This is a genomic window from Sphingobium sp. AP50 (assembly GCF_900109095.1).
Lineage (GTDB): Bacteria > Pseudomonadota > Alphaproteobacteria > Sphingomonadales > Sphingomonadaceae > Sphingobium.
On record NZ_FNYZ01000038.1, the window covers coordinates 1 to 24025 of the forward strand.

Here is a 24025-nt window from a genome sequence, read left to right on the forward strand (position 1 = left end):
CCACATGATGGCTTCCAAGGTTGGTGTCGCAACCCCTCGGAATCATATCGAAACCCGATCGTCCACCATTACGAGACCGTTCTGACACAGCCTCTGATACAGAATGATTAAACCTGCTCCCGTCTGGCTGATCTAATTCGTCCACCGTCGATCATTTTAGCCACGCCTCCTTTTCAATCCAGTATGGGCGCTGCCCATATGTATCTCGAGTTCCCACACGCAGCGGAGTTTGCTCCACATCCTCCTTGGTTCGCCTCGGGGGCTCGTGTAGCCCAGGATCGCCTTGCCGCGCTAGCGAGGCTCCCCCGCAACGACATAAGCCTCCTTTCTACCCTCCATCTTCGCGAACCCAAGCTGCTACGGTGAGGACCGCGTCTGCAAATTCCAGAGGTGCCTCCCAAGGAAGGTTGTGCCCGCAATCGACAACGCGGTGTTCATGACGCGCACTAAACATCTTCGCATCCCCAGCCGTGCCTCCTGGCTTTAGCGGATCCTGGCTCCCGTCAATGGTGACCGCAGGAACACTGATTAGAGGCTTGCTTGCCAGCCTTTCTTCGAGGTCCGCAAAAGCAGGGTCTCCTCTCTCTCGGCCGAATGCAAAGCGATAAGCGCTGACGACCACGTCGACGAAATCAGGATTATCAAATGAAACGGCAGTCCGTTGGAAAGCCGATTCTTCGAAGGCCCAATTTGGTGACCACTGTCGCCAGAGGGTTCGGCAAAGTTGGCGTCGATGGAGCGTCAGGCACTCTCGTCCTCGCTCGTGTTGGAAGAGATGCTGATACCACAAGACTTGCTCTAATGCTGGGTCGGCGGCCCTGCCTCCCGCGTCGACGTCGATCACGTCATAGCCCGCATAGGAAACTAGAGCAGCTACCCGCTCGGGCCAGAGCGCTGTCGCCACGCACGACGCCAAGCCACCCCAGTCATAACCTGCAAGGATGGCACGGGCGATGCCAAGAGCATCCAGCAGTTCGATGAGATCCTGGCCTAGGGCCGCCTGCTGCCCACTTCGAATAGCCGTGTCGGCAAGAAACCGCGTTGGCCCGAACCCACGAAGGTACGGTATGATGACCCGCGCGCCAGCGTTCACGAGGAGTGGAGCGACCTCGTCGTAGGCATGAACGTCATACGGGAAGCCGTGCGACAATATCACGGGCCAGCCATCCTTGGACCCCAGCTCTTGATACGCCACCCGGAGCATACTTGTTTCGACAAAATGCATGAGGCACCTCTTCTACCTCAAGGTTTGGTAAAGATCGGCTCCCTCGCGCTCATCTCGAGGGGATATCAGAAGCAAGTTCACTCCGACAGATGGCGCGATCAGGGGCCGGACGACACATTCCCATGTAGGAGATTCAAGCCAGACACGAAGGTTCACGTAGGACATTTTGAGCGTTGAAGAGCGTGTCTCATTCGCTATCCGCGAGGATGCGAAGCCGGGTACCCGAAGAGAAGTCGCCCATGCCACCGCAGCAATTAGGTCGGTCGTGGCCCTTAGAAGGCGGTAGGCTGAAACTGCCTTCTCGAACGCGGCCGGGCAAAAATCTAAAGTCGATCCACCGCCATGATGGCAAATCACATCGTGCCAATCTCCGCCAATTTTTTGTACAAATAGGATCGCGAAATACCAAGCTCTTCGGCAACTCGTTTCTTGTTGCCCTGCAAACGCTGCATAGCGCTTTCAATGACAACATCTTCGACCTTCTGCATATGGTCCTTGAGCTGCATATCTCCCGCTTCGGCTCCGCGGGTCGTTGATCGATCTGCGACTGCCGTAATGCCGACGCCGTATAGCGAACGCCGTAGTAGATCGAGATCGATTTCGCCACCGTTGCTGAAGATCGCGGCGCGTTCCACCTCATGCTTCAACTGCCGGACATTTCCAGGCCAGTTGTGCGACTGAAGTAGCGACGTTACTTCTGGAGTGAGACTGCACACCGGCCGATCATGGCGCTCAGCGAAGTTCCTGAGAAACTCTTCTGCCAGCGCTGGGATATCTTCTAGGCGGTCGCGAAGAGGCGGAACATGCAGAACAACCGGGCTGATGCGGTAAAAAAGATCAAGCCGGAACTCGTTTTCCCGGATCATTCCCTCGAGATCACGGTTGGTTGCCGATATAAGCCGAAAATCGACCTTCATCGCTTTCGTACTGCCCAACTTTTCGACATAGCCATCCTGCAGGACGCGCAACAGTTTGGCTTGCACTTCGAGCGGCATGTCGCCGATTTCGTCGAGGAACAGCGAACCACTATTCGCTTGTTCAAATTTCCCTGGATGTCCCTTCTGGTGAGCGCCGGTAAAGGCGCCGGCCGAATAGCCGAACAATTCACTCTCAACGAGGGTCGATGGGAGGGCCGCTGCGTTGATCATTATCATGTTGTTGTTGCGTCGCGAACTGATCCTATGAAGCGCTTGAGCAACAAGCTCCTTGCCGGAACCACTCTCCCCGCAGACTAAAACTGGAACATCCAGTGGCGCAATGCGGGTAATATCGCTTTTAAGTTCGCGGACAGCTCGACTTTCCCCTATAATACTATCCAGTCCATATTCATTCCGCCGCATTGCTTCGGCTTCACGCCGGTAGAATTTGACTTCGCTCTGGAGAGAATTGATTTCCTGGTTGAGCTTTTCGAGCTGCTCGGGCCCCTTGAACATGATCCGCCCTATCGCACCCACAATTTTCTCACCACGATAGATCGGCGTTCGGCTGACAACACGGTTAGAACCGTTCATGCGTTGAATATGGCCTACCTCCGCCTTCCCGGTTTGAACGACATTGTGCAGCCTCGTGTTCTCGATCATCTTCTGAACTGGCCGCCCATAGCCCTCACCATGGCGCTGGCGAAAGAAATTTTCATGGATCGGAGAAATGAAACGGACGATGGCATCTGTATCGACGACCGTCATAGCGTCAAACGGATTACTCAGTAGATGCTCGAATATGTCGTAGGCAAAATCGACAGAGTGGATGAATTCCAGGACGGTATCGCCAGGCGCCTCGCTCACCGTCACCATCGCGCCATCCGCCAACTCGGTCCACATAAGAATGAGCTTACGGCCATTGATCGTCATCGCCACCAGTCGAGACGTCTTGATACCCGCCACCCATTCCGGATCGCGAACTAGGGCCAAGACTGCAGACTGATTGCCCAAACCAACAGCGCAGGTAACTTCGCCACTGGGTGACAATACGACGAGGCTGGCCTTGCGCGCCTCTGTCTCACCGGGATCTACATCTGAAACTTCGGCCGCCGCCGACCGCGCCATCATAGACGACATAAGTGATCCTCTCCGGCCCTTCCAGACGCCTTCATCAGCGCTAAAGCCATGCTCATTTATTAAAAAAGTTTTTAATTGCCGTCAAGGAGCTGTGTAGCCGTAGAGGACACTCCCTCCAGAGGCAGCCTCACCTTCATTACATATTTATCTATATATATCCGCTATTTACCTACGCTTCACAAGCATTTGCGACGCCACCCCCTCTTTCCCGTGCGGCATCTTGTCGTTCTGCCGACCAGGCCCGAGTCGAGCGCCCCACACTCGGATAAGAAGAGTGGGAGACCACGCCCCTCATCAATCTCTGCGCCTTTCGCGAGTCGGCCAGCATCAAGGTGCTCATCCGCGAACGCTATGCTACGGAACGCCTGGGAGCGTCGCGAGCTGAAGGATTTTCGAAATCCCGAACCCTACTATTTCCAGTTTTGCGCTACGCATTTAAAGACAGCTTCAGAAAAACCCGAAATAGAGTCCTCAGCATGGCAACCAAGCCTCCACGTTCCGCAGGTAAGCAGCTCCCAGAAGGGAAAAGTGCCATCCTCAAGGCTGCTCGGAGCCTCCTCGGCGAACGGGGAGGGTCGCAATTCACGCTTACCGAGGTAGCGAAGCGGTCAGGTAAGAATATCGCGCTAATCAGTTATTATTTTGGCGGTCGGGAGGAAATGCTTCTTGCGATCCTTGATGAAGATCAGGCACTCATCACGAAACCGTTGGAGCAGCAGCGGGAGTGGAACGATCCTGCCGAAGTGAGGCTCGAGCGCCATCTGTCCGGAATGGTTAAAATGTGGGCCAAACGCCCCTACCTCACGCCGTTGACCGCAGAACTGCTACGCCGCAGCGGCCCCAAATCGCGCGACGAAATTGTAGATCGACTACTTCGGCCCGTAGTGGATATCCAGCGCGAAATTCTCGAGCAAGGGCGCGCTGAAGGCGTCTTTCGGGACATCGATCCCATGGTATTCTATCTGTACGTCATGGGCGCGGTCGACATGTTGTTCAACGCACGCAATACGATCGAGAATGTCTTTGGTCGCCATGGTGATGATGCATCGCTTCAGGAGCATTTCGTCCAACAGACGATGTCCTTGGTGATGGATGGCATACGGCTACCGGCCTCTACGGGCAAGTAGCGCCAATCACGGCGTTCTGGACCGTCCGGGAAATCCACGCCGCTTCAGCCTCCTATCTGTTCTCCAAAAATACAGTTTCCCAACACGGATTGGCCGGGATGGATACAAGCCTCCGGTTGTAAGTGCGACTGCGCGCCTCCCTTCGCCTTGCGGCCGCCTTCATCGCTTCATTTGGATCGACTGGCACGCTGTTTGCTACCCCAGGTTCGATCGCTGCTCCTGCGATCATTGGAGCCTGAAGCTGGCATCGAACTGAGGTGAGGTAGGAATGAGTCCGCGACCAATGGAGGTATTGCCGGTAGTCGATGCAGGGGCGGGTTTTACATTCCTGTCGGGTATCCGAGTCCTTGATCTGACGACCTCCGTCGCGGGTCCATATGCTTCAATGCTGCTCTCGGACTTCGGCGCAGAAATTATCAAGGTAGAGAGGCCCGACGGCGATGATGCCCGCAAATGGGGGCCTCCATTCCTGGAAGGTGAATCGTTGTGGTTCACCGCCGTCAACCGGAACAAAAAAAGCGTTGTTCTTGACTTGCAGGATAAAAATGATCGAGAAATATTACTAAGTTTTGCGAGATTAGCCGACGTAGTCATTACCAATCAACCACCGTCGGCACAAAAAAAGTTGGGGCTGGACTATGAGAGTTTTGTCCAGGTGCGGCCCGACATTATCTTCACGTCCATAACTGGATTTGGATTAACGGGCGAGCGATCGGATTTGACGTGCTATGATTTGATCGCGGAAGGCTATTCCGGCATTATGGACGTAACGGGTGATGCCAGTGGGCCACCTCAGAAGGTCGGTGCGCCAGCCGCCGACATGCTGGCAGGCCAGGATGCGGCCATGGCGACCATCACTGCTCTGTTCGACCGCATGCGCACGGGGCGAGGCCATTTGATCGACGTTAGCCTGGTCGAGAGTATGACGCGATTTCTATGTTGCCGCGTCTCCCCCTATCTTGGAGCGGGCGAAGCCCCGGTCAGGTCCGGCGGCACCGACAGCGTTATAGCGATATACCAGCAGTTCTCGACGAGCGACAAGCCGCTCACCTTGGGCCTTGGCAACGACGCGATCTGGCGGCGCTTCTGGCAGGCTGTTGGAGACTCTGGGTTTGGCGCGCGCCCCGAATTCCACAGTAACGCCGCCCGCCGGGACAATCGGCAGGTCATCGTGGAGAGAATTCAGGACATTCTCCTTACCGCATCGCGAGACGATTGGCTGGCGATCTTCGCCGATGCGCGCGTGCCAGCTGGCCCCATCAATAGCGTTGAAGATCTGGCCGCGGACACGGCGTTGCATGATCGCGGCCTCCTTTTCACCCTCCGTGACGGAGACCGACACGTGCCGCAGATTGGATTGGGCATTCGCATAGACGGCGAGATGGCGACCCCCCGATCGGCCCCGCCTCGTCTCGGCCAACATTCAGCCGAGTATGTGGCGCTGGCCACAACAGACCAGATCGCTTGATCAGAACGATACCGGAGACGATAAAATGAGCTTTACAGAGATCCTGTACGAAGAGGTTGGCCCGGTCGGAGTCATCACCCTCAATCGCCCTGATGATGGCAACATGTTCACCGAAACGATGTGCCATGAGTTGCGCGACTGCATGGAGCAAATACGCCGCGAAACGCGGACCCGCGTGGTCGTCCTCACAGGCGCGGGCGACAAGTTCTTCTGTATCGGCGGTCGCAAGGAGGGCATGGAAGACACCAATCTCTATGCCGGCGTTTTACCGACGCTTGAAATGTACGAAGCGATCGACCGGCTTCAGAAGCCTGTCATTGCAAGCGTCAACGGATTCGCGGTCGGAGGAGGCAACGTTCTCCAGATGGTTTGCGATCTCACCATCGCCAAGGAAAGTGCGGTGTTCCGACAGGTCGGTCCGATGATGGGCTCGTTCGATGCCGGCTACGGCACCTGGTACCTCGAGGATCTCGTCGGCAAGAAAAAGGCGAAGGAAATGTGGTACACCAACATAAAGCTCAGCGCGGCTGAGGCCCAGTCCATCGGACTGATCAACCGCGTAGTTTCCGACGCGGAGCTCAAGCAAAAGACCATGGAATTTGCGTTAGAAGTCGCTGATCGCGGCGCTTTTGCGCTTGCCTCGATCAAAGGCGCGTTCAACGCACGCCATGGTGGCGTCGCAGGCCTTTCGCGCGTGACCCATGACCTCTTGCTGCGCCGATATCTGGGAACTGAAGAAGCCAAGGAGCTGTCGGCAAGCTTCGCTGAACGGCGCAAGCCCGACGGCTCGAAATTTGGCCACTGACGACCTCAGTCGCCTAATATCGGACAAGGAAAACCGGATGAAAGCTGTACTGGTCAATGAATTCGGGCCTATTGCCCATGCGCGGTACACCGATGTCGATGATCCCCTCCCGGGGGACGACGATATTCTTATCGAGGTGCATGCAAGTGAGGCAAACTACCCCGATCTGCTCGTCATGGAAGGCAAGTACCAAATCAAGCCGCCCCTTCCCTTTTCCCCGGGGAAAGCCGCCGCTGGAACAGTCACTGCCGTCGGTCAGAAGGTAGAAGCCTTTGCCGTCGGCAGCAGGGTGGCCGCGCAGGTCGAATATGGAGCCTATGCTCAGAAGCTGGCGGTTCCGTACCGATCCGCATTCCTGTTACCCAAAACCATGCCGTTCGACGTCGCGGCAGCGCTCGGGCTCGTCTATCAGACCTCCTATTTCGCCCTCATTCATCGCGCATCGTTCAAGCCGGGAGACAGCGTACTCGTTCTGGGCGCGTCGGGCGGCGTTGGATCCGCGGCTGTCCAGCTCGCCAAGGCAATGGGCGCGTCAGTCGTCATCGGCGGCGTGCTAGGTGAGGAGAATAAGCAAGTCGCCAGCGCTGTCGGCTGCGATCATGTCTTCGATCTTGCCGCAGAAAACCTGCACGATGGGCTACGCGAGGCAGTATATGGCGTGACCGGCGGAAAGGGCTGCGATATCGTAATCGATCCCGTGGGAGGGCAGGCCAACGCGGCCGCACTACGCGCGCTCGCCTGGTGCGGACGAATGGTTATCATCGGTTTTGCGTCAGGTGACATACCCACGATTAAGGCGAACTATCTGTTGGTGAAGAACATTGCGGTTTCTGGCCTCCAATGGTCGGATTATCGCGAGCGCGACGCTGAAAGCGTAAAGGTTGCCCAGGAGCAGATCTACAGGCTTTGGGAAGCTGGAAAGCTGAAACCTCATATATCGAAGAAAATGCCGCTTTCGAACTTTGAAGAGGCCCTGGAAGACCTTCGCCACAGCAGGGTCCAAGGCAAGGTGATCCTTGAGCCATAACCCTGATGTTGAGGTCGCGATGACGACACATAATGCGCTGCCAGCTTCGGCCATTGTTGGCGTGATCGGCGCGGGAACTATGGGCGCTGGAATTGCCCATGTCGCTGCGGCCGCCGGCCATAAGGTGCTTCTGTTCGACGCGCGTGCCGGCGCTGCCAAGGATGCATACGAACGAACTTGGGCGCAGCTTCAAAGTAGTGCGGCAAAGGGACGGATGTCCGCCGAAGACGCTCGTGAAATCGCTGGGCGGATCACGCCGTGCGACGCTCTTGAAGACCTCGTCCTCGCCCAATTGGTCATTGAGGCAATCATTGAGGACCTGGAAGTCAAGCGCGCCTTGTTTGCCAACTTGGAGTCTATCGTGACCCCAGATGCGATCCTTGCATCTAACACATCGTCAATCTCGATTACGGCTATTGGCGCTGGATTGGTTCGACCGGCCCGTTTTGCTGGTCTTCATTTTTTCAATCCGGCTCCGGTTATGCGGCTTGTTGAGGTGGTGAGCGGGCTCGCAACCGCCACCGCTACGATCGAGTGCTTGGTAGCGACCGCGAGGACGTGGGGTAAAACCACCGTTAAGGCGCGTTCCACACCCGGCTTCATCGTCAACCGAGTCGCACGCCCCTATTATGCCGAAGCGCTGCGCCTGTATGAAGAGCGATGCGCGGAGCCTGCTACGATCGATGCAATCTTAACGGAGTCCACAGGCTTCCGCATGGGGCCTTTCGCGCTCATGGATTTAATTGGTCATGACGTGAACTACGCTGTCAGTTGCTCAGTGTTCGACGCTTATTATGGAGATCCTCGGTTCCGACCTTCGCTCGTACAGTTGGAGTTGGTTCAGGCGGGATGGCTGGGTCGAAAATCCGGCCGAGGTTTTTACGACTATGGACCAGCTTCTTTGAACAGCGAACCCGAAATCGCAAAGGTCGACCCCGATGTCTCGCCCTATGAGGATGCCCTTTTGGCGGGCGATACCATCGTCGACGGCATGCTGGTCGCTCTTACCGACGGACGCACCGCCGCTGAACGGGCGCGTGTCGCAGGACGACCGGTGATTCTGCGCGATCTCGTACTTGACGCGGGCTCGTCGAGCAGAATCGGATTTTGTGCCTCGCAGGCTGTTTCCGACGATCAGATCAGCCGGTTCGTTGCGACAGTCAGCCACGCTGGAAAGATCGCCACGCGCCTTCCTGACTGGCCCGGCCTTGTCGGAATGCGGACTGTTGCGATGCTCGCCAACGAAGCGTTCGAAGCTTTGTTGCATGGCGTCGCGGATGAGTCAGAAATCAATTTGGCGATGCGCTTCGGCGTGAACTATCCGCTTGGCCCTATCGAGTGGGCCAGACGCATTGGCCTTGAGCGAGTTATACAGGTCATCGACGCGATTTTCGATATCACGCACGACCCCCGCTACCGCGTCTCTTTCGGCCTCAGGCAGGCCCAAGAAGATGAACAATGATGAGGGGCTACGAATATATCCTCTATGAGGTCGATGGGCCGATCGCTACGATCACGCTTAATCGGCCTGAGCGGATGAATGCCTATATCAGACCTATGATCCTAGAAGTGCGCGACGCGTTTCTGAAGGCTGATGACGATGACGATGTCCGAGCGATTATTTTGACCGCCGCCGGGCGGCGTGCCTTTTGCGCGGGCGCTGATCTCTCGCCTGGGGGCGACAATTTCCAGAAGGCAACCCTGCCGATTGCAGAAGAGCCCAATGCCGAGCGCCTCTATGTGGATGCTGTGTTCAGCGCACGAAAGCCTTCCATTGCAGCAATCAACGGCGCCGCCGTCGGCATCGGGGCCACGATCACCTTGCCAATTGACTTCCGGATCTGCTCGGACCATGCGCGCTTCGCTTTCGCTTTCACGCGTAGGGGTGTTACGCCCGAGGTCGCGAGCGCGTGGTTCCTGCCCCGGATCGTCGGGACGAGCAAAGCACTGCAATGGTGCCTGACGGGACGGACTTTTGACGCGCAAGAGGCGCTTGAAGGCGGGCTCGTGTCGGAAATCGTGACGCATGATGAGCTACTGCCGCGCGCGCGGCAAATGGCGTTGGAGATCGCTGAATGGACATCGCCAGTAGCCGTCGCCGTCACCCGGCAAATGCTTTGGCGTTTCAGCGCGCTCGCAAGTTACGAGGATATGATGGCGATAGATTCGCGCCTGTTTTCGGAACTCAGTATGGGACCGGACATGAAAGAAGGCGTTGATGCTTTCCTGCAAAAGCGCCCACCTCGTTTTCCCGCCCGGGTTTCGAGAGACATGCCGCCAAGCTATCCATGGTGGACGCCGACAGAGTGACTCAAATCACAAGTAAAATTCTGACTTAAGAAATCATGTTTCTGACCAGATCAGCGTAGTAATCGCCGGCCCGTTGAACGGAAGACCGAAAGCGGCATCGGGGGAGGAAGAAAGAAGCAATATGGTTGAAGGTTTTTGCAGCTCGGGCTTCGCAAATGTGCGAGACGCATTCGAGCGTAACTTCACGGAGCGAGGCGAAATCGGGGCGTCGCTCGCCATCTATAGGGATGGAAAGCTCGTTGTAGATCTCTGGGGAGGAGTGGCGGACACTGAGACATCCAAGCCCTGGAGCGAAGACACGATGGTCGCGGCGTTTTCCGCGACCAAGGGGCTGAGCGCTCTTTGCATACATATTTTGATCGACCGCGGCCTTGTTTCGCTTGACGCCCCCGTCTGTCAATACTGGCCAGCCTTCGGGCAGAGCGGCAAGGAAGCGATCACAGTCGGAATGGTGCTCGCCCATCAAGCAGGACTACCTGTCTTTCACGATCCCCTGCCCGATGCAGGACTTACCGATTGGCCGATGGTCATCACGCGCCTAGAACACGAAACTCCTTTTTGGGAACCAGGCACGCAAAGCGGCTATCATGCAGTGACTATAGGCTATGTGCTCGGGGAGATCGTTCGTCGCATAACGGGCAAGACAATCGGTCGGTTCTTGCGCGAAGAAGTCGCCCAGCCGCTCGATGCAGACATCTGGATCGGACTTCCGGCGACCCAACACGATCGCGTGGCCACTACCTATTTTGACGAGCCGAACCCCCAATCTCCATTCTTTCAGAAGATCGTGGACGACCCTTCGTCATTGGCTTGTCTGCTTGTGATGAACAGCGGGAATGACCACAACGCGACTAGCGTCAACAGCTATCAACGCCGGTTAGCCGAAAACCCAGCCGCAGGCGGCATCATGACCGCCAAAGGTTTGGCTCGAACCTATGCTCCGCTGGCGCTGGACGGCTCAATTGACGGTATTCGGCTGGTGAGACCAGCCAGACTGCCTGATATGCGGACCGTGCGATCGGCTTGTGGAATTGATCCAGTGCTCAACGTCGCGACGACTTTCACCTACGGTTTTTCCAAGAGCTGGGGCGACCGCAGAATTGGAGAAGGCGAATTTGTCGTAATCGGCGAACACGCCTTTGGTACTCCCGGCGCCGGCGGCAGCATCGGCTTCGCAGATCCGGAAGCCCGGCTGTCATTCGGCTATGTCATGAATAAGGTTGGTCCCGGCATCGGGCTCAACACTCGCGGTCAAAGTCTGATCGATGCCGCCTATCGCTCTTTGGGCTATACCGACAGCGACGCTGGCTTCTGGGTTCGTTGAAAAACCCAAAATGGATAAGGCGGCGGGCATGAGCCTGCCGCCCCACGCGAACAGCTACTCCGCTTGCGCCTCCGGCTGAAGGCTCGCATACCGCTCGAGATGATGATCCTCGTCGCCAAGTTGATGGTCGATCATGATGACCCGTTTGGCGTAATGCGACAGGGGCAGTTCGGCGGTCATGCCTATCCCGCCGTGCATCTGGATTGCCTCTTCGCTTACCAATGCGCCTACCCGCCCAATGGTAAATTTCGCCGCCGATGTCGCGCGCTCACGACCGAGGCGTGGCCCTTCAAGAGCGGCCGATGCGTTAATGGCCGCAGACCGCGCTTGCTCGATCTCCAATGCGGCCGTTGCCATGCGATGCTGCAAAGCCTGAAATTTCCCGATCGCAACGCCGAATTGTTTCCTTGTCCGCAGATACTCAAGCGTGTCACGCTTGAGAACATCCATCGCTCCGACCGCTTCCCAGCATAGCGCTACTATTCCTGCCGCAGTGGCCTGCTCGAGGATATCGCGCGCATCCCCACAGATCATCGTCGCCAAAACATTTGTTAGCGTCAACTCTCCGGCATGCCCCCCATCTATCGTCGAATAATCCCGCACGGAGACGCCGCCGGCATCTTTCGCGACCAGAAACAGGCCTGTCCGGTCTCCATTGCCAGAGCTGATCCGGGCAGACACGACGATCCAGTCGGCTGCAGCAAGTTGAGAGATGACGGCCTTGGCTCCGTGAAGGACCCAACCAGCGTCCGATGGCTCAGCACGGGTGGATATCCCCGTCAGAGCATAACGAGTGTTGGGCTCATCATGAGCAAACGCCATCATCGTGCTTCCAGCGATAACTTGCTCGATCAGTGCCTGGTGCCCGCCCGCCAGCGCAAGGGCGCGACCGGCCATCAGCGTTCCAAGAAAGGGTTCGATGACGAGTGCGCGGCCGAGCTGTTCAAATACGACCGCGATATCGAAACCCTGGCCGCCATAGCCTCCTACCGCCTCGTCGAACAGCGCGCCTACAACGCCCAGTTCCGCAAGAGCTGCCCACTGTTTGCGGCACCAGCCCGCTTCGGAGGCGCTGATCAGGTGCCGCGTTTCCATTGAATAACGCTCCCCGAGATAACGGCCCAGGCTGTCAGCGAGCATCTGACGGTCTTCGCTATGCGAGAAATCCATGATCTAAAGTTCCAATATCGCTTTGGTGATGATTTCGCGCTGCACTTCGTTCGAGCCGCCGAAGATCGAGAGTTTACGATTGTTGAAATATTCCGCCGCGATCGGCGCGGCGTAGTCGGGCCCCACTGGCGTCTCCGAATAGCCTTCTTCAAGTGCCTCCGGGACAAAGGGCTGGGCGTATGGACCGATTGCGCGCCGTGCCAAGCTCGAAATCTCTTGCCGGATTTCGGTCCCACGGATCTTGAGCATTGAGCTTTCCGCCAAAGGCACTCCGCCCTTTTGCGCCGCAGCCAGGACGCGGAGATTGGTCGTCTTCATGTTTTCGAGGTCAATCTCTAGGCGCGCGAGACGTGCGGCGAACGTTGGGCTTTCCAGGAGTGGACGGCCATCTTTGACCTGAGCGGCAGCGATGCGTTTAAGTTCCTCGAACGCGGCCATGGACCGGCCTACGCCCGCGATATTGGTGCGTTCATAGGTCAGGAGATATTTGGCGTAGGTCCAACCGGCATTCTCTTCGCCCACTAGATTTTCGAGCGGCACGCGCACATCGGTGAGGAACACTTCGTTCACTTCATGCTCACCGTCCAGGAGGATGATAGGGCGAACTTCCACACCGGGCGAGCGCATGTCCAGCAGAAGGAAGGAAATACCTTGCTGCTTTTTCCCTTCCTGCGATGTTCTCACCAAACAGAACATCATATTGGCGTGTTGACCGGCTGTGGTCCACGTCTTCTGACCATTTACGACATAATGATCTCCTTCGCGCACGGCCGAACATTTAAGACTGGCGAGATCCGATCCGGCACCAGGCTCCGAATAACCCTGGCACCACCAGTCCGATCCATCGAGAATTCTCGGTAGCCAACGGCGTTTCTGGTCCTCAGATCCATATTTGATGAGCACGGGGCCGAGCATGGACAAGCCGAACTGCACGACCGGCGGTGCGTGCGCGAGTGCCGCTTCCTCATCGAAAATCGCCCTCTGTGTAACGCTCCATCCCGGGCCGCCATATTGGACCGGCCAATGGTTCGCCAGCCACCCCCGTGCATTGAGTATCGCGTGCCATTCCTCTCTGTCGTCTTTGGTCAGGCGCTTGCCAGTCCGTACCTTCTCAGAGAGGCGCGGGGGCAACTCGTCGTGAAGGAAATCCCGAACCTCCTTGCGGAACGATTCCTCTTCGGGTGAAAATGCCAAATCCATCGATTAACCTTTCTAAATTCGGCGCTCTCTCGCCAACGCGCTCGCTGGACTACGCACGTTCGCGCCCGCACCTGACGAACCTACAACCCGTCGACGCCTACGATATGCTAGGTCGAAACTGATCGGACGCTGTCCTGCCCTCTTGAGATTGCGATCACGTCCAGATTCTCAAGCGATACTCAAGTTATACAGATCAGAAATCGACCTAGCATGATGACTATTGATCAAATATCGAAACACTCGCTCGAAAATTAATCCACAGCTTCCATTCAGTATGCAGCCGGTAAGTAGAAGCGATTGTGGGCCATCGACCTGCGCACATAAGATCAGATTTTCAATCCACGTCTTTGCATGATCATGCATCTTCTAGGCACGAAAGCCCGGCAACGGCTCGAAGACGGCCTCGGAATGCACCAGCCCAGTTTATATCTGGCGTATTCTGCCCTCCCAGTAGCGTGCGCGAACTTTATCCCGTTGGATTTTGCCCGCTTCCGAACGGGGAAGATCTGTGACGAAGTCTATCGTTTTCGGAACTTTGTAGCTCGGCAATCGAGCACGCAGGTAAGCGATGATATCGGTTGAAAGCTCTTCCGACGCTTCAAAGCCTGCCTTCAGTTTCACCACGCCGCGGACCTGCTCGCCCCATTCAGCATCGGGTACACCAACCGTCGCGCTATCGGCGACAGCTTCGTGGGTCACCAGTTCGTTGTCGATCTCCTGTGGGTAGATGTTGACTCCCCCCGATATGATCGTCTCGGCACTTCGTCCCGTCAGAAAGAGATAATCGTCCTCATCGAAATAGCCGATATCGCCGAGCGTGAAGAAGTCGCCGACCCGATTTGCCCAAGTTTTCTGTTCATCCTTATGATATCTGAATTCGGTTCCTGGCTGGAGTTTGTGATAGATCATTCCTGATTCACCGACGGGCAATTCGTTGCCGTCTCCATCCAATATCCGCACAGGCGGCTCAGGCGGGCGCTTGCCCACCGAGCCAGGCTTGCGCAACCATTCCTCGGACGTAATGAAGAAACCCGCGCCGCCCTCCGAACCTGCATAATATTCGGTGAGAACGGGACCGAACCACTCGATCATCGCCATCTTTACCTCAGGCGAGCATGGCGCAGCACCGTGGATAATGTAGCGGACGTGACTGACGTCATATTTCGCTTTCACGTCGGCCGGAAGCGCGAGAAGCCTTTGAAACATGATCGGGACGAGGTGCATATGTGTGACGCGCCGTTCCGAAATCGTCCGGAGCACAAGTTCTGAATCCCATTTATCCAGAAAGATCAGGGGTACGCCGGCGTTCATTGCGGCTCGAACATCGAAACCCAGTGGTCCGCCATGATAAGCGGGCCCGGCCCCCAGCTGTACCGATGTCTCCGGATCGTAGCCTTTGGCCTTGTAGAAGCTCGCGGGGGTCTGCCGAACCGACGCGCGAAGAACCCCCTTGGGCCGACCGGTCGTGCCGGACGTATAATACATGATGTTGCCCAGCGTAGGATCGCTGATGTTGGAGCCGTCTTGGAGCGCGAGGGCATGATCGAAATTAACGAAACCATCGATTTCACCGCCCACGGCGATCTTTACCCGCACATCAGGGCAGGTACTAATCGCGGTCTTGATTACCTGCCCAACGCGCGCATCGCCGATCACAACCTTGGCGTCACAATCGCGCACGATATAGGCGATTTCGTCGGCGGTGAGATGCCAATTGACCGGCGTCATGCGAATACCGCTGCGAAGGGTAGCCGCGACCGCTATGACGAACTCGGCGCGGTTGGAGCAGATGAGCGCCAGCGCGTCACCAGCCTGAACTCCATTATGGCGCAAGAACCGCACTAGCCGGTTGGCCCCCGCGTTCAATTCCGCAAAGCTAAGCACGCGCCCGCTTGGATCATACACGGCAGGACGATCTGGCTGGCGAGCCGCCCAGATCGAGAGTGTCATTCCGATTTCGGACGCCTCATCCAGCTGCCGATCCAGGTGATCGCGATCCCGAACTTCTTCCATCACTCACCCACCCCTACATTTTCCCTGGCATTCTACGCCCCATTTCATAGCTGGCCAATCCACTGGGGGCGCCGCCATGTCTGCGGCGCCAGCCACGTTTTGGTGGTCGGGGCGCAGAAGCACCAGCCTAAATGAACGCGCTGGCGCCTTTGCGCCCTCTACATCAGCGGATACCAAACATGCTCATCAGTCAGCGAAGAAGACTTCTTCAGCACGGCTCGCCAGCTCTTCAGCCGTATAAGGCTTGTCCGGACGGAATCCCTCGGTCTGGACCATCTTCACTTCAGCAACGCCTTGCGAGGACACAGAGAGGATCTTGCCCGAATGATCAGCAGCAAGATCGGATGCCATGTAAAGGACCGCAGGAGCGATGTTTTCAGGAAGACGAAGAGGATTTTCTGCAAACCCCAGATCGGCGGTCATCCGGGTCAGTGCGCCGGGCGCCAGACCCATTACGCGGATATTGTTCTTCCGCCCTTCGATCGAAAGTACACGCATCAGGCTGTAGATCCCGCCCTTCGCGGCGCCGTAGTTGGCCTGTCCGAAATTGCCATAGAGACCACTTGTCGACGAGGTCAGGATAATGACGCCAGGACGCCCGTTGTCCCTAAGCCATTTCCATACCGGCAGTGTGCAATTGAAAGTGCCCTTGAGATGCACTTTGACGACCAGATCCCAATCCTGTTCGGTCATCTTGGCGAAGCTTTTATCGCGCAGGATTCCGGCATTGCAAATGAGAATATCGACCTGACCAAAGGCGTCCAGGGCGGTCTTCAGAATATTCTCGCCACCCTGGACCGTCGAAACATCGTCGCCATTAGCAACCGCCCGCCCACCTGCCGCGACAATCTCGTCGACCACCCGCTGCGCCGCTGCACTGGCGTCAGACGCCGCACCATCACGGGTTGCGCCTAGGTCGTTGACAACCACGGCAGCACCTTCCTTCGCAAACAGCTTGGCATAAGCCTCGCCCAAACCACCGCCGGCCCCGGTGATGATTGCTACCTTGCCTTCAAGAAGTCCCATTTAAATCCTCCATCCGGAGGCGCATTGGCGCCTCGATCGACGCAATCCCAATTGCGTCGAAATTCAGTTATTCTCCAACCTTGGTTGGGAGCGGATTTCACTTAGCAAGCGTCATGCCAAGGCAGAAAGATGGCCCTATTTTTGGGCCCGCGGACCTAAAGCTCAGCAGTACCGAGGCTTGTTGCTATCCCTGCAGGCTGGTCCGATGAAGTCGGAGCGAGGACTGTTTTCAGAAGCTACATTCATGCCCACGCATTGGCTGCGGAGCGCACAACCACATCCTGTCTTAGTCGAACATGATGACGGAGCGCGCAAGGCCGCCAGATTTCATCGCTTCAAAACCTTCGTTTACATCTTCGAGCCTTATCCGACGCGAAATCAGATGATCGAGCTTCAACTGGCCTGACAGGTAGAAATCCACCAGTCGCGGCATGTCGATTGGAAAGCGGTTCGAGCCCATCAACGATCCTTGAAGACGACGCTCACCCAGAAAGGCGGCGCCTGGCAGTGAAAGCATTTCGCCCGGCGCAATCATGCCGATGATGTTAGCAGTGCCCCCCCGCTGCAGCATGGCAAAGGCCTGCTCGACCGTCTTGGTCCTGCCAATGGCTTCGAATGCATGCAAGACGCCGCCTTTGGTCAGTTCCAGAACCGCGGCCACGGGATCGGCACTGGACGCATCGATAAAGTCGGTGGCGCCGACTGCCTTGGCAAGCTCGGCTTTGGAAGGCGCCATATCAACGGCAATGATGCGGCTCGCGCCGGCGATCGCCGCGCCATTAATGGCGGCCAACCCGACGCCCCCGCATCCGATGACGGCGACCGTTTCGCCAGGACGGACGTTTGAGGTGTGAATGACCGCGCCCACACCCGTAATGACGGCGCAGCCGATAAGCGCGGCGCGATCCAGAGGCATATCCTTTCTGACAGCTACACAGGCATGCTCATGGATCAACATCTGTTCGGCGAAAGACGAAAGGTTGAGGAACTGCGGCAGCGGCCGCCCGTGCTGGGTGATACGGCTTGTCTGGGCGGCATCCCTCTTCGTGTCAGGAGAAACGCAGAGACTGAGATGCCCAGTCAGGCAGTGGTCGCAATGTCCGCAATAGGCCGAAAGGCAGGTAATGACGTGGTCTCCAGGCCTGACCGTCCGAACTTCCGACCCGACCTGTTCGACGATGCCCGCGCTTTCATGCCCGAGCACCGCCGGAAGGGGATGAGGATAGGAACCTTCGATGAAATGAAGATCGGAATGGCAAAGACCGGCAGCAACAGTCCGGACTAATACTTCATGCGGACCGGGTTTCGATATTTGCACCTCTTCAATCTGTAACGGCGTGCGTACTTCACGCAGGACAGCGGCCTTCATTTCACTCCTCCTCCTTGGGTCCACCCCAAAGCTATCTTTCTAAAGCGCTGAAGCGTTCGACGATCGGTCAGCGCGAGGTCTTATCGTAGGACGGTAAGCCCGTTCTTGATCACGGTAACATTACGCTCAGCGACACGCGCTTCAAAGGATATCTGCTTACCATCGCGCCAGAGGTCCACCACGATCGTTTCGCCTGGGAAGACGGGCGCAGAGAAGCGCACCTGGTGACTGAGTATCTGATCCGCGTCGAAGTCAGTGATCGCCTCCAGCACTGCGCGACAGGTTATCCCGTAGGTGCAGAGACCGTGCAAAATGGGTCGGGGGAAGCCGGACTTTCCTGCGCTTGCAGGATCGGAATGCAATGGATTCCGATCACCGTTCAAGCGATAGAGCAGCGCCTGGTCCGGCCGCGTGGAGATCGAGATGCTAAGGTCAGGAGCTCGATCAGGGATCGCGTGAGGCGCTGGCGCCCCGTCGGTCGGGCCATCAAAGCCGCCATCGCCTCGCAAGAAAACGGAACTGGTCAGCGTTGCGACACGATCCCCCTGCGCATCGGTCCAGGTCGTTTCCCTGATCTCGACCGCGCCCTTTTCCTTACCCTTGTCGAAAGCAGCGATTGTCCGGACCTGAACCGTGAAGGAACCGGTGGTCGGGAGCGGGCGATGCAGTTCAATCTTCTGCTCGCCATGCACCAGCATCAAGGCATTAGGAACACTTTCACGGTGACCTGGTTTCCGCTGGGCTGGCTTGAGCCGACTAAGCGGCGGCGCCAGCACCGTCACGGCGGTCGGAACCACTTTGAGGTCCTTTTCGTAAACGAAAGGGAGTTCCGCCTCGTTCAAGGGATCAGCGCCCAAGCCAATGCTGAGCGCGTAAAGCATGACGTCCTTGTCGGTATAGCTAAAGAGTTCCGGTTCCGTCACCTGATCAAGGATGTCGGGATAAAAGATTGGCATTTGGATCCTCCTATGAATTTCTTTGCTGGCCAATCACGCAAGTTGCGCACGCAACTCGGTGGACGTGAGGGAGATGGCTCGAGAGACCGCAGGCGATATGTCGGGCATTATATAGAAATCGTGCGGAAGCTCCGCGAAGTGCAGGTACTTGACCTCGACACCTTCTGCAGCGAGCCGTTCAGCATAATCCTGCCCTTCGTCGCGCAGCGGGTCGTGCCCTGCCGTGACTAGCAGGGCGGGCGCAACTCCATCGAGCTTCGCACGCCAGAGTTCTGCTCGTTCGCATCCGGATTTTCCACGGAAGGCCAAGCAACTTTCGAACCAGGCCAATTCAGCCTTGGTCAGTACAGGACCATCAAACTCTTCGCGTGACGTCGTTGGCGACGCCGGCCAGGTGACCGGATACAGCAGCATCTGCCATGCGACGGGATAATCCGGATCCCGGACCAGCGCATTTGCGGTGTAAGCCGCCAAATTGGCACCGGCAGAATCGCCGCCTACAGCGATCCGGCCCGCATCCACGTTCAACTTCTCCGCATTCTCAAAGCACCAGCGAACTGTTGCGAGCGCATCATCATGCCCTGCGGGAAATGAGTGTTCGGGCGCCAGCCGGTATTCCATGGAGATCACTCGGCATCGCCCGCCCCTCGCGAGGCGCCGACACAGCCCATCATGGGTCTCAAGGTCGCCGACGACGAACCCACCCCCGTGAAAGTAGATCAACAGACCCGATGGCGTCGGCAGATCTGCTGGAACATACAACCGCGCGCGTAACTGTCCTGCGCCACCATCTACAATCAAACCTTCAGTCAACACGTCTTTCGGCGGCTGACGATCCTGCGCCTTTCGCATCGCGCGATATGCAAAGCGAAGCTCCTCGAGAGGAATGGATCCAGCAAAAGCCGTCGAACGCTCCGCGACATTTTCGGCCCGTGCATCGAACATAGCCCGAAACAGCGGGTCCAGCTCACTTTCGCCAGATAGTGGAAGAATCTCCTTCAATGGCATTTCGGAGAGGACCAATCTCAAGGCGCTTCGTTGGAGAATATGACAGTTCCAGCAGCCCAGAAGATTCCACCAACGCCGTGGCTGACGCTTATCTTCGCGCCAGCCACTTGTGCAGCAGCAGTGCCTCGAAGCTGGCGCACACTCTCCTGCATGGCATACATGCCGTACATGCCCGAATGCATATAGCTGAGACCGCCGCCGTTGGTATTGAGCGGCAGCCTACCACCCACGGCGGTGTTGCGATCGTTGATAAACGCGGCGGCTTCTCCCGGCTTGACAAAGCCCAGGTCTTCCAGGCCGTAAAGTGGCAAATGAGCAAAGGCGTCGTAGATCATTAGATGATCGACATCCGAATGCGCGATGCCTGCTTCGCTGAATGCCTTTTTTCCGGATATCCTGAACGCCGTGGAAGAAGTAAGATCATACATCTGCGACACCATCGGCGTCTCGACACTCTCGCCGGTCCCGAGGATATAGACAGGTTTCTGGGGCATATCTTTCGCGCGGTCGGCTGATGTGAGGATCAGTGCACCGCCGCCGTCTGTCACAAGACAACACATAAGCTTCGTGTAGGGCCAAGCAATCATCTTGGCATTGAGCACGTCGTCTATCGTAAGCGGATCCTTGAAGCTCGCCCGAGGGTTGAGCGCCGCCCACTCGCGTTGAATCACCGCGACATTCGCCAGATCTTCGACCTTATAGCCACGTGCTTTGAGATATCGCAAAACCGGTATGGTGAAGGTGGTTGCCGGACCATTGGTACCAAACGGCTTTTCAAACTGATCCGCAAGGCTGGATGGCGGAGGACTGAAGCTCCCTGTTCCGACACGTGAACGGCCGGATTCACCATGGGTGATAAGGATAGTCGTGGCCAGCCCTTCGTTGATGGCCGCCGCCGCATGACGGACGTGCATCATGAAAGAGCACCCGCCCACGCTGGTCCCATCGACATATGTCGGCTTAATTCCGAGATAATAGGCAAGCTCGAAGGGCGCGACGCCAGCCGTAGCGATTCCATCAATGTCGGACGGCCTCAGACCCGCATCGGCGAGCGCGTTCAATGCCGCATCGGCGTGCAGGCCCAGCACCGACATGTCGGGAATCTTGCCCATCTTTGTCGTCTCGGCGGCGCCCACGACAGCTACGGATTTTGATTTCATGGTAGTCAAGACCTGACAGGGGTAAACAGGGGGAGGACGACGTTGTCGGAGCGCTTGGCAAAGGTCACGCGCAAGGGCATGTCGAGTTGCAGCGCTTCAGGTGTCTGGGGGCAATCAACGATGTTGGTCATCATCGTTGGCCCCTCCTCAAGCTTCACCACCGCTATGGCATAGGGTTCCGTCCCCATGTCTGCACGTGCAAGATGGTTGATGACGTATGACCACAATATGGCGTTTCCGCTCGCGGTGAACACCTCGACCTCGCGACCGCCACATTTGGGACAGAAGGGCCTCGGTGGGAAATAGCTTTCCTGGCAGGATTGGCAGCGCTGGAGGCGGAGCTCGTTCGAGGCGCACCCTTCCCAGAAGTGACTGGTTTCTGGGGTAGGAACTGGAAGAAATTGCGAAGACATGGGCTGCTCCGTTGGCGGAATCCACCTTGAAAATATTTGTCAGATCGAAATGCAAAGATATTTCAGTTCGGTGTAGTCATCGATCCCGTATTTCGACCCTTCCCTGCCCTGACCAGATTGCTTGATGCCCCCGAAAGGCGCCACTTCAGTCGAAATAAGCCCAGTATTGATCCCCACCATTCCATATTCCAGTGCCTCGGCGACGCGAAATACCTTTCCGAGGTCGCGGGCATAAAAATAGGAAGCCAGGCCGAACTCCGTATCATTTGCAAGCGCAACGACTTCATCTTCGGTTTCAAACTTGAAAAGCGGTGCTACGGGGCCAAATGTCTCCTCCCGGGCGACCTTCATAGCTGAGGTGACACCCGTGAGAATCGTCGGCTGAAAAAACAGGCCGCCGCGCGTGTCAGACTTGCCGCCCAGCACGACTTCAGCTCCGTTAGCAACGGCATCAGCAATATGATCCTCAACCTTGATCTTGGCGTTTGCATCGATCAACGGACCGACGACGACACCTTCCTCGAAGCCGTCCCCTACCTTCATCGCCCGAACCTTCTCGGCAAGCTTCCGGGCAAACTCATCGTAAACCCCGGCCTGGATGTAGAGGCGATTGGCGCAAACGCAGGTCTGGCCATTGTTACGATATTTCGAAATCATGGCACCTTCGACCGCGGCATCAATGTCCGCATCATCAAACACGATAAACGGTGCATTTCCCCCCAGCTCGAATCCCAGCTTCATGATCTGGTCAGCGCCTTGGCGCATGAGAATACGTCCGACTTCAGTCGATCCGGTGAAACTCAGCTTCCGAACCTTCTCATTCTCGCAGAACTCCTTACCGATGTCCGAAGATGATCGCGAAGTCACAACGTTGAAAAGCCCTGCCGGAAGACCGGCACGTTCCGCCAAGACAGCGAGCGCCAGGGCCGAGAGCGGTGTTTCCGCGGCAGGCTTTGAAACGACCGCGCAACCAGCAGCAAGGGCGGGCGCAAATTTCCGCGCCAGCATCGCATTGGGGAAATTCCAGGGAGTGATGGTTGCAACGACACCCACAGGCTGCCGCAGCACAATGATGCGTTTGTCGGCTTGCGGTCCGGGAATTGTGTCGCCGTAGATGCGCTTCGCTTCCTCGCCGAACCATTCGATATAGGACGCGCCATAAAGGATCTCCCCTCTGGCCTCGGCGAAAGGCTTGCCCATCTCCGTAGTCAAGATCGCAGCCAAATCATCGACGTTGGCAATCATCAGGTCATAGACACGGCGTAGGATCGATGCCCGGTCCTTACCGGTCTTTGCTGCCCACTGCTTCTGCGCAATCTCCGCTGCATCAATCGCCCGGGCGGTTTCCGCCCTACCAAGGTCGGGAAGCGTCGCGATAACGCCTCCCGTCGAAGGATTGCTCACCTCGAATGTCGCGCCACTGTCACTCCGGCCGAGCCACTCCCCTGCAATATAGGCGCTCTCTGTAACAAGTGACTTATCCTTGAGCTTCGTCAGCAGGGTGTCAGCGATGGCCATGACGCACCCCACATCCGTTTGCAGCCTGGAACAAGCGGCCAGGCGTTTGCCCGGCAAGGCCTCGCATTTCGACTTTCGACATGGTTTCTCCAATGAGAGCGTTTCTTGAAAGTCGCAGTAGCAAGCTCTGTGCCAACGCCGATCGAACACCCGCTAGCGAAGATTTCCCGGCCTGCGGGATGACTTGCCGCCCAATAAAATCGGGCGGCTCGGACCTGGATGTTTTCGCAGAATACAGGTTGGGCTTCCGCATGACCGTTTCGGGCACACTCAACCTGTAAAGCTGAACAGCGGATCAGCCCAGGATCGCTGCGATCCTGGACGTCACATGTCCGATCTCTTCCATGCCATCGACTTGTCTGAGCAAACCACGCCTCTCGTAAAACGGGAGGATTGGCGCCGTCTTGGCGCGATATTCGGCCATTCGCATTCTTACAGTTTCTTCGTTATCATCAACACGTCGCTGGAAGTTCGTACCGCCGCAATTGTCGCAAATATCGAGAAAGCGGGGCTTCTTGAACCTGTCATGATAACCCTCACCACAAGTGGCACAGGTATAGCGTCCTGTGACGCGTTCAACCAGCGCCTCCTCGTCGACCGTCAGTTCGATCACATGAGCTAGTGAGCGGCCGTGTGCCTGCAGGACCAGATCAAGGTTTTCAGCCTGCGTTGTGGTACGGGGATAGCCATCAAATATCACTCCCACATCAGCCTCTAGCACGCCCAGATGTTCGTCTATGAGACGGGAAACAATGTATTGCTCCGGTGAGGGCCGCCTTGCGGTGATCGGCTGATATTTTGACATGGCACTGGTGCAAGCGCCGGTGTTTGCACCGATACTAAGGACGG

The 24025-nt window shown here is 57.0% G+C and carries 20 protein-coding genes; 7 read left to right on the plus strand and 13 right to left on the minus strand.

Going from position 1 to position 24025, the window contains the following annotated elements; genetic code table 11:
- Positions 1-328: 328 nt before the first annotated feature.
- Entirely contained in the window at positions 329-1225 is an 897-nt protein-coding gene (locus tag BMY84_RS27935) for an alpha/beta fold hydrolase (protein WP_093088361.1), read from the minus strand.
- A 353-nt stretch (positions 1226-1578) separates the two neighbouring features.
- Positions 1579-3282: a sigma-54 interaction domain-containing protein gene (locus BMY84_RS27940; protein WP_218147062.1), complete on the minus strand. Its 1704-nt coding sequence runs from the start codon at positions 3280-3282 to the stop codon at positions 1579-1581.
- A gap of 476 nt (positions 3283-3758) precedes the next feature.
- Between BMY84_RS27940 and BMY84_RS27945 the strand changes: the two genes are divergently transcribed.
- The 7 genes from BMY84_RS27945 to BMY84_RS27975 all read left to right on the plus strand — a co-directional run bounded on the left by BMY84_RS27945 (position 3759) and on the right by BMY84_RS27975 (position 11343).
- Entirely contained in the window at positions 3759-4409 is a 651-nt protein-coding gene (locus tag BMY84_RS27945) for a TetR family transcriptional regulator (protein ID WP_093088362.1), read from the plus strand.
- 283 nt (positions 4410-4692) lie between these two features.
- Positions 4693-5877: a CaiB/BaiF CoA transferase family protein gene (locus tag BMY84_RS27950; protein WP_218147063.1), complete on the plus strand. Its 1185-nt coding sequence runs from the start codon at positions 4693-4695 to the stop codon at positions 5875-5877.
- Between the two features lie 25 nt (positions 5878-5902).
- The gene (locus BMY84_RS27955) at positions 5903-6682 is read left to right on the plus strand and encodes an enoyl-CoA hydratase-related protein (RefSeq protein WP_093088365.1); all 780 of its coding nucleotides are present in this window, start codon (positions 5903-5905) and stop codon (positions 6680-6682) included.
- A 37-nt stretch (positions 6683-6719) separates the two neighbouring features.
- A complete protein-coding gene (locus tag BMY84_RS27960; protein ID WP_093088367.1) occupies positions 6720-7709 on the plus strand; it encodes an NADPH:quinone oxidoreductase family protein in 990 nt (329 codons plus the stop codon).
- Positions 7699-9171, plus strand: coding sequence for a 3-hydroxyacyl-CoA dehydrogenase NAD-binding domain-containing protein (locus BMY84_RS27965; RefSeq protein ID WP_218147064.1), 1473 nt, complete (start codon positions 7699-7701; stop codon positions 9169-9171). The genes BMY84_RS27960 and BMY84_RS27965 overlap by 11 nt, the downstream gene beginning before the upstream one ends.
- Complete coding sequence (locus BMY84_RS27970; RefSeq protein WP_371262465.1) at positions 9168-10019, plus strand: enoyl-CoA hydratase-related protein; 852 nt, start codon at positions 9168-9170, stop codon at positions 10017-10019. Before BMY84_RS27965 ends, BMY84_RS27970 begins: the two co-directional genes overlap by 4 nt.
- A gap of 121 nt (positions 10020-10140) precedes the next feature.
- The gene (locus BMY84_RS27975) at positions 10141-11343 is read left to right on the plus strand and encodes a serine hydrolase domain-containing protein (RefSeq protein WP_093088370.1); all 1203 of its coding nucleotides are present in this window, start codon (positions 10141-10143) and stop codon (positions 11341-11343) included.
- A gap of 54 nt (positions 11344-11397) precedes the next feature.
- On the opposite strand, the gene BMY84_RS27980 is transcribed toward BMY84_RS27975, so the two are convergent.
- The 11 genes from BMY84_RS27980 to BMY84_RS28030 form a co-directional block, all read right to left on the minus strand.
- Positions 11398-12513, minus strand: coding sequence for an acyl-CoA dehydrogenase family protein (locus BMY84_RS27980; protein WP_093088371.1), 1116 nt, complete (start codon positions 12511-12513; stop codon positions 11398-11400).
- A gap of 3 nt (positions 12514-12516) precedes the next feature.
- Positions 12517-13713, minus strand: coding sequence for an acyl-CoA dehydrogenase family protein (locus BMY84_RS27985; RefSeq protein WP_093088373.1), 1197 nt, complete (start codon positions 13711-13713; stop codon positions 12517-12519).
- Between the two features lie 423 nt (positions 13714-14136).
- The gene (locus tag BMY84_RS27990; RefSeq protein ID WP_093088374.1) at positions 14137-15726 is read right to left on the minus strand and encodes an AMP-binding protein; all 1590 of its coding nucleotides are present in this window, start codon (positions 15724-15726) and stop codon (positions 14137-14139) included.
- 186 nt (positions 15727-15912) lie between these two features.
- Positions 15913-16752 carry an SDR family NAD(P)-dependent oxidoreductase gene (locus tag BMY84_RS27995; protein ID WP_093088376.1) on the minus strand — a complete coding sequence of 280 codons (840 nt, stop codon included), beginning with the start codon at positions 16750-16752 and terminating at the stop codon, positions 15913-15915.
- Between the two features lie 286 nt (positions 16753-17038).
- Positions 17039-18121 carry a Zn-dependent alcohol dehydrogenase gene (locus BMY84_RS28000; RefSeq protein ID WP_093088377.1) on the minus strand — a complete coding sequence of 361 codons (1083 nt, stop codon included), beginning with the start codon at positions 18119-18121 and terminating at the stop codon, positions 17039-17041.
- A gap of 80 nt (positions 18122-18201) precedes the next feature.
- Positions 18202-19077: a MaoC/PaaZ C-terminal domain-containing protein gene (locus BMY84_RS28005; RefSeq protein WP_093088379.1), complete on the minus strand. Its 876-nt coding sequence runs from the start codon at positions 19075-19077 to the stop codon at positions 18202-18204.
- A 33-nt stretch (positions 19078-19110) separates the two neighbouring features.
- Positions 19111-20100, minus strand: a complete 990-nt coding sequence (locus BMY84_RS28010) for an alpha/beta hydrolase (RefSeq protein WP_093088380.1) — start codon at positions 20098-20100, stop codon at positions 19111-19113.
- Positions 20101-20102: 2 nt separating this feature from the next.
- Positions 20103-21245 carry a thiolase C-terminal domain-containing protein gene (locus BMY84_RS28015; RefSeq protein WP_093088381.1) on the minus strand — a complete coding sequence of 381 codons (1143 nt, stop codon included), beginning with the start codon at positions 21243-21245 and terminating at the stop codon, positions 20103-20105.
- A 5-nt stretch (positions 21246-21250) separates the two neighbouring features.
- Entirely contained in the window at positions 21251-21658 is a 408-nt protein-coding gene (locus BMY84_RS28020; protein WP_093088382.1) for a Zn-ribbon domain-containing OB-fold protein, read from the minus strand.
- Positions 21659-21697: 39 nt separating this feature from the next.
- Positions 21698-23176 carry an NAD-dependent succinate-semialdehyde dehydrogenase gene (locus BMY84_RS28025; protein WP_093088384.1) on the minus strand — a complete coding sequence of 493 codons (1479 nt, stop codon included), beginning with the start codon at positions 23174-23176 and terminating at the stop codon, positions 21698-21700.
- A 295-nt stretch (positions 23177-23471) separates the two neighbouring features.
- The coding region (locus BMY84_RS28030; RefSeq protein ID WP_143075201.1) for an adenylate kinase family protein at positions 23472-24025 on the minus strand (554 nt) is incomplete at its 5' end.